This is a genomic window from Stieleria sp., from assembly GCF_041595215.1.
GTDB lineage: Bacteria > Planctomycetota > Planctomycetia > Pirellulales > Pirellulaceae > Stieleria > Stieleria magnilauensis.
This window is the reverse complement of record NZ_JBFHKV010000463.1, coordinates 1-6,194: the sequence shown is the minus strand read 5'-3', so window position 1 is coordinate 6,194 and position 6,194 is coordinate 1. Positions and strand designations below refer to the sequence as shown.

Below are 6,194 nucleotides of genomic sequence, written 5' to 3'. Positions count from 1 at the left end.
GTCGCTGCGGAACGCGCAGAACCGGCAGCGATAGACGCAGACGTTGGTCGGGTTCAGGTGGGTGTTGATATTGAAATAACCCACGTTGCCGTTTTTGCGTTCACGGACCAGGTTGGCCAGTTGGCCGACTTCCTGCAGTGGCACGGCGGGATCGTAGAGAAAGATCCCGTCGTCCAAGCTGAGCCGTTCTTCGGATTCAACTTTGTCACGGATTTCGCGGAATCGTGCGGCGTAATCGGTTGCAGGCATGTTGGGATGCAGAAATCGGGTGAATTGGTTTCAAACGCGGTAGGAACCGCAAATCCTGGGGAACGTTAACCGGATCAAACGTGGCGACTTTGACAACGCGCCGGCTTTTGCCTCGCGCTGGCCATTACAGAGCGCTGGCCATTACAGAGCGCTCGCCAGTTGCTCCAATTTGGCCTTTGCCGCCCCGCTGTCAATCACCTCGGCGGCTCGTTGGACGCCGGCGGCCAGCGAAGGAGCGGATCCGGTCAGCAATAAGGCCGCTGCGACGCCCGCGACGACGGTGTCGCGAGTGGGACCGGGTTGGCCGTCCAGGATGCGGCGAATGATCGCAGCGCTCTCGGCAGGGCCGCTGGCGGCCAGAGCGTCGACGGTCGCCGCCGGCAAGCCGAAATCGTCCGGAGTCCAGCGGTACCGCTCGGTGACTTGATTGCCCGCGACTTCGACGGCGTCGGTGTAACGGTCCAGGGACACTTCGTCTTGGCCATCGGCGGCATGCACGACAAAAGACCTCGCCGTGCCCAGTTGTGCGATCGCGTCGGCGATTTTCGATTGGGCGTCGACGTTGCTGGTCCCGAGCAATTGGTGCGTCGCCCCGGCCGGGTTGCAGAGCGGACCGAGCAGGTTGAACAAGGTTTTGACGCCTAGTTTTCGTCGGATGCCGACGACGTGTCGCATCGCCGGGTGTAATTTCACGGCGAAACAAAAACACAAGCCGATCTCATCGAGTCGACGGGCCACTTGCTGGGCATCGGATTCGATTCCCACGCCGAGTTCCTCCAGCACATCGGCCGAGCCCGTCACGCTGGTGGCTTTGCGATTGCCGTGTTTGGCGACCGGGACGCCGCAGGCGGCGGTGACGATCGCAATCGCCGTGCTGATGTTGAACGATCCGCTGCGGCTGCCACCGGTTCCGCAAGTGTCCAGCAAAAGCTCGTGATGGTGTGGGATTCGCGTCATGTGGCGGCGCATCGCGGTCGCGGCGCCGACGATTTCGGAAACCGCTTCGCCCTTGCTGCTCAGCGCCAGCAACAACTGCCCGATTTGCTCTTCGGGTGCCTCACCGCTGAGCATTTGGTCGATCAGGACGGCGGTTTGCTCGGCGGAGAGGTCTTCTCCGGCGGTGGCTTGCTGGATCGCGTCATCAAAAGTTGTCATCGGCAGTTGGGGGGATTTGATGAGCCAAACGGGGCGGGGATCGCGTCGGTTTCGTGGAACGCCCAGCACTTTAGCGGATCGGGCTCGTTTCGAAACGCCCGTGAACTTACACTTTTCGCATGACACGAAAAATCATCATCGACACCGACCCTGGAATTGACGACGCCGTCGCCCTGACGGCCTCATTGTTTGACCCTCGCTTGGAGGTTTTGGCGGTCACCGCGACCGCGGGGACCGTTACGGCCGAACAGGCAACGTCCAACGTCTGCGCCATCGTCTCGATGCTCGATCCCCCACGATATCCGCGAATCGGCAAGGCGATTCCGCCGGAGACGGCGTCGGCGATCGACGATCTGTTCTTAAACGGTCGCTGCGGCCTGGGCGAACTGTCGGTCGGTGAAACTCAGCGTCAGCATTTACCGAGCAGTGAAAAGGTGATTGCGGAACTGGTCCGCAAGTATCCCAACGAAATCACGCTGGTTTGCCTGGGACCGCTGTCCAATGTGGCTCGACTGTATCGACGGGATCCGGCAGCCATCAACTTGCTCGACAAAATCGTGATCAGCGGCGGAGCGGTGAATGTCGCCGGCAATGCGAGCTGTGTGGCCGAATTCAACTTGTTTTTTGATCCGGCTGCGGCCAGTGAAGTGTTCGCCTCGCCGACGACCAAGAGTCTGCTGCCGTTGGATGTCACCGGCGAGGTGCAGTTTGGCGTCGAACTATTAGAACAATTGCCTTCGACCGAGACTCGGGCCGGCGAGTTGCTGCATCAAATGATGCCGTTCGCTTTCCGTACCGCCCACCAACGCTTGGGACGCGAGCTGATCCCGTTGATCGATGCGGCGACGATTGCAGCCGTCGTCGAACCCGAGTTGTTCCAGTGGACGGAAATGGCGGGCAAGGTCGAAACGCAAGGTCTGCTCACCCGCGGCATGTCGGTGTTTGACCAGCGGCTGCGTCCGGAATGGCAAGCCAACATGGAAGTCGCGTTGTCGGCAGACATCGAAGCGGTCAAGGGACTGGTCTGCCGCAGCCTGCGTTACGCCGGGCAGAAGTCGTAGTTCAGAGCGCGGAGACCGAAGTTCAAGAGTTGACGGACCCGTCGTGGATCTTACGAGAGGTCCTCGTCCTGAAGTTCGACCCGCGGCTGACCCCCAAAAACAAAACGCGAGCGTGGCAACCACGCTCGCGTTTGAAAGGGGACGTCGGCGAAGTGCTCGCGACGCTTACCAGTTGTAGTCGAATCCGACGTAGGCCCCGTGCAGGATCAAGCAGTCGTCCGCACGTACCGCCCCGGCCGAAGCGGCGGAGGTGTATTCGGTCGGCATCTGGCCCACAGCGGTGGCCACACCGCAAGCCGCCAAGACGCGATAGCCGCCGTTGATGGTCCAGCAATTGCTGATCCGGTAGCCGAGTCCGAGGTCCAATTCGCCCAGTCCGGCCACCGAGATATCCGATTGCCGGGTGTAAAGATCGCCCGCACCGGCACCTTGCGAGTTGGTGTAGCCGGTTGCGGTGGTCGTGGTGATGCTGTGAAAGAATTCTGCATCGTTGCCGTAGACGCCGATTTTTCCGCCCAGGTTGAACATCGCTCGGCTGCCCATGCAGTAACTCAGTCGCGAGCCGAATTGGTATCCGAACAAGTTGTTCTCGGTGATCGACTTGTAATACAAGTCATTCGCTCCGTAGCCGGTCATGCCGTCGACGTCGCCGCCGATTTCCAGTTCGTCTTCGAGTTGGAACCAACGGAAACCGTGTGAGTTCTGGATTCGAAGTCGCCCGCCGGCGGCCCGTGCGAGCGGACCGATGGCGCTGCCGCACGCTTTGTCTTTGCAGCCTCCGAAACCACAGCCACCGCCCCAAATCGAACCCGGGCTGCAGGATCCCAATCGCCGGGCACCCATCAAACCGAAGCCGACGAGGTTGACTTCCAGACTTTGGATTCTCAAGTCACGGATCACTTGAATGCTCGCCGCGTTCATGTCGTAATCGTCATAGACGGTCGTCGCACCGGCGCCCCGGTTGATCGATGCGGTTTGAAGCGCGGGGTTGATCAATCGCAATCCGGCACCGCTGTCGGGAACCTGGCGGCACAAGCAGTCCGGGTCCCAAAGCATGTAGCCCACATCGATGGCGTACTGACCACATCCGAAGTAGCGACCGGCGTGCACGTCGAAACTGGTGTCGTCGGTCGGCTCCAAGTCTCTGTTTCGCAACAGCACCATGCTGCTGTCGTCGGTGACCAGCGGAGTGTTGTCGCTGCCGGCGATATTCCAGAACAACAGATTCGAACCACCAAACCAAGGTGAAATCGGGCGCGGTCCTCGGGCGGGGGCCGTCGCGCAGCTTCCATTGGATGCACCCTGCCAGGGCGCCGCGGCGGCGGCGGCGTAGGGACTGGTGTGCCCGTAGGAATCGCAGGGCGCGCATGACGATCCCGCGGGGGCACAGGACGATCCCAAGGGGGCCTGTGTGGCGGTCGGGGCTTGCACCGCTACGGCAGGATGGGGGTGGTGATTGTGCTGCGGTGCATACCCGGGTGCCGCCGGCATGCTCGGCACCGGTGGGTAGACGCGATCGCCTTCGGGATGCGGCAGTTCTTCAATCGCGTTTTGCGTGGCGACCGATTGAACCGAAGCGCCGAAGGGCAATGCGTTATTGCCGGAACGATTGGGCTGGATCGGCGCGGTCGGGCGTTGAAAATTGTTCCATCGGGCGGGGGCCTGATAGGTGCCGTTGTCGGCAACGCCGGGATTGCCTGCGGTGCAGTCCAGGGCGGCGGCGGCCCCGAGACTGAATCCGAGTGCGATTGCGAAGTGTCGCATCAATTGAGTTCTCACAGTATTACTCCTTCATCCTGTTTAAGTCGCTTCCTACTCGGACACTGTCGGCCTGGAAAACGAAGGTGGCTTCGTCGCGTTCGATGTGAGAGAAAGCTGACGAACCAACCACGGGTGCGGGGAAAGCCCAACGCCATCAAAGGGAGGCGAAACGAGGGGCTGGCGATCGCACGTGCGGTCGAGAAGGCGGTCACGCGTGAACTCAACGGAAACGAACGGTCGCTGTCGTTTTGCATCGACTCTACGGCGCTCCGTCGCCGCGATAGTCGGGCGATTTTGACGGGGATGCGTCGACCGTGATCTCGCAATCGTGTTTGCCAGACGCATCGAGACAACCGTCCGCGATGGGTTAAGCGAGAACGATTTGGCAGACGGCATCTAACACGTGGGCGCGACGATGCTCACAATCCGAACAATCGGTCCGTGTCCATCACGGTGTCCTGGGTGGGCAAACGCGACCAGTCGAACTGGTCGATCAGGTCGGCCGCTTTTTGCGGCTCGGCGGTGTCGGTCAATCCGAGCGAATGGGCCGCCCAACCGACGATCGCTTCGGGCGCGACGCCACACTCGCGATAGTGACTCAACCGCGTATCGCCGTGACGTTTGGCCAATCGTCGCCCGTCGCTGCCCAAGACCAACGGGACGTGGGCGTAACGCGGCGGCGGATAGCCGAGGTGACGATACAGGTCCAGTTGCCGAAATGTGCTGGCGACCAGGTCGTTGCCGCGGATGACAACGTCGACGCCTTGGACATGGTCGTCGACCACGACGGCCAGCTGGTACGAGACTTGATCGTTTTTGGACGTGATCGGGAAATCGCCGAGTTCCTGGGCCGGATTGCAACGCTGAATCCCCAGCACCGAATCGTCGAATTCTAACGTCTGGTCGCTGACACGAAGTCGCCAACAATGAGGCTGTTGCGGGACGTCGTCGCCGTCGCGATAGCCGGCACAGGTTCCCGGATAGATCGGCCCTTCACCGCGAAATCGACTTTCATGGGGCGCCGAAAGCGCCTCGGCGATGTCTTTGCGTGAACAGACGCACGGGTATGCCAGGTTGCCGCCGTGGGTCAACGTCGCCAGCGTTTGCTGGTAGAGAGCTTCGTGTTCGGTTTGAAGCGTGGGTTGCCCGTCCCAATCGATGCCCAGCCAACGAAGGTCCTCGATGGCCTGGTCGATCGCCCAAGTCTTGACGCGGGGCGAATCAAGGTTGTCGATGCGAAACACCAATTCGCCTCCCGCACGACGCGCGGCCCAGTACGCGATCAAGTGCGTTCGCGCGTTGCCCAGATGCTGAGCACCGGTCGGTGAGGGAGCCAGGCGGGTTCGCATCACGTTTGGGCGGCGAGCATGTTGGCCATGCTCTGGCGGGCAATCGTCTCGGCGCCGAGCGAGTAATCAAAGACTTCGACGCTGGTCCAGCCGTCGTAGCCGACTTCTTTGATCGCTTCAAAAATCGGCCGAAAGTCCACGTCACCCATCCCCGGACCGAGCAGATTGGGATCATTGGCGTGAAAGTGCATCATCACGTCGGCGTTGTCACGGATGATCTGCGGAACCGGTGTCGGTTCGTCGCTCATCGCTTTGACGTCCAGGTGCAATCCCACCTGCTCGCTGTCGATTCGATTCATTAAATCGCGCCCGGCCGCGGCGGTATTGAGGAAGTTGCCTTCGCCACGCCCGAGCGGCTCGATCGCGATCCGGACCCCGCATTCGTCCAGGGTCGGCACCACGCCGCGCAAACATGCCGCCGCCGCTTCCATCGCCTGCTCTTCGGTTTGGCTGGCCGGAAAATTGCGTTGCTGCGGGGAACCCAACACCATCACGTCTCCGCCCAAGTCGCGGCACAACCGCGCCAGTTCGCAGAGGTAGTCGCTGGTCTTTCGACGCACGTCCTCGTCCAGCGTGGTCAAATGAAAGCCTTCCGTCTTGGCCAACAGCCAATGCAACC

At 61.2% G+C, this 6,194-nt stretch carries 5 protein-coding genes and 1 pseudogene; 1 reads left to right on the top strand and 5 read right to left on the bottom strand.

Features of this window, described 5'->3' with window-relative positions; translation table 11 throughout:
* Both ABX749_RS17875 and trpD read right to left on the bottom strand, forming a co-directional pair.
* Positions 1 to 249 (bottom strand): annotated as a pseudogene (locus ABX749_RS17875) (aminofutalosine synthase MqnE); the annotation flags it as partial.
* Positions 250 to 390: 141 nt separating this feature from the next.
* A complete protein-coding gene (gene trpD, locus ABX749_RS17870; RefSeq protein ID WP_372897159.1) occupies positions 391 to 1,404 on the bottom strand; it encodes an anthranilate phosphoribosyltransferase in 1,014 nt (337 codons plus the stop codon).
* Positions 1,405 to 1,523: 119 nt separating this feature from the next.
* On the opposite strand from trpD, the gene ABX749_RS17865 reads away from it, so the two are divergent.
* A complete protein-coding gene (locus ABX749_RS17865) occupies positions 1,524 to 2,465 on the top strand; it encodes a nucleoside hydrolase (RefSeq protein ID WP_145208530.1) in 942 nt (313 codons plus the stop codon).
* A gap of 165 nt (positions 2,466 to 2,630) precedes the next feature.
* Here ABX749_RS17865 and ABX749_RS17860 read toward each other — a convergent pair whose 3' ends face one another.
* The 3 genes from ABX749_RS17860 to ABX749_RS17850 form a co-directional block, all read right to left on the bottom strand.
* Positions 2,631 to 4,229, bottom strand: a complete 1,599-nt coding sequence (locus ABX749_RS17860; protein WP_372897158.1) for a BBP7 family outer membrane beta-barrel protein — start codon at positions 4,227 to 4,229, stop codon at positions 2,631 to 2,633.
* 416 nt (positions 4,230 to 4,645) lie between these two features.
* A complete protein-coding gene (gene gluQRS / locus ABX749_RS17855; RefSeq protein WP_372897157.1) occupies positions 4,646 to 5,575 on the bottom strand; it encodes a tRNA glutamyl-Q(34) synthetase GluQRS in 930 nt (309 codons plus the stop codon).
* Positions 5,575 to 6,194: sugar phosphate isomerase/epimerase family protein (locus ABX749_RS17850; RefSeq protein WP_372897156.1), on the bottom strand; the 620-nt coding region annotated here is incomplete at its 5' end. The genes gluQRS and ABX749_RS17850, both read right to left, overlap by 1 nt.

What these genes read in the sequence shown, in the direction of transcription:
- trpD (WP_372897159.1), bottom strand. Translation starts at nt 1,404, where the DNA reads ATGACAACTTTTGATGACGCGATCCAGCAAGCCACCGCCGGAGAAGAC.
- ABX749_RS17865 (WP_145208530.1), top strand. Translation starts at nt 1,524, where the DNA reads ATGACACGAAAAATCATCATCGACACCGACCCTGGAATTGACGACGCC.
- ABX749_RS17860 (WP_372897158.1), bottom strand. Translation starts at nt 4,229, where the DNA reads ATGCGACACTTCGCAATCGCACTCGGATTCAGTCTCGGGGCCGCCGCC.
- gluQRS (WP_372897157.1), bottom strand. Translation starts at nt 5,575, where the DNA reads ATGCGAACCCGCCTGGCTCCCTCACCGACCGGTGCTCAGCATCTGGGC.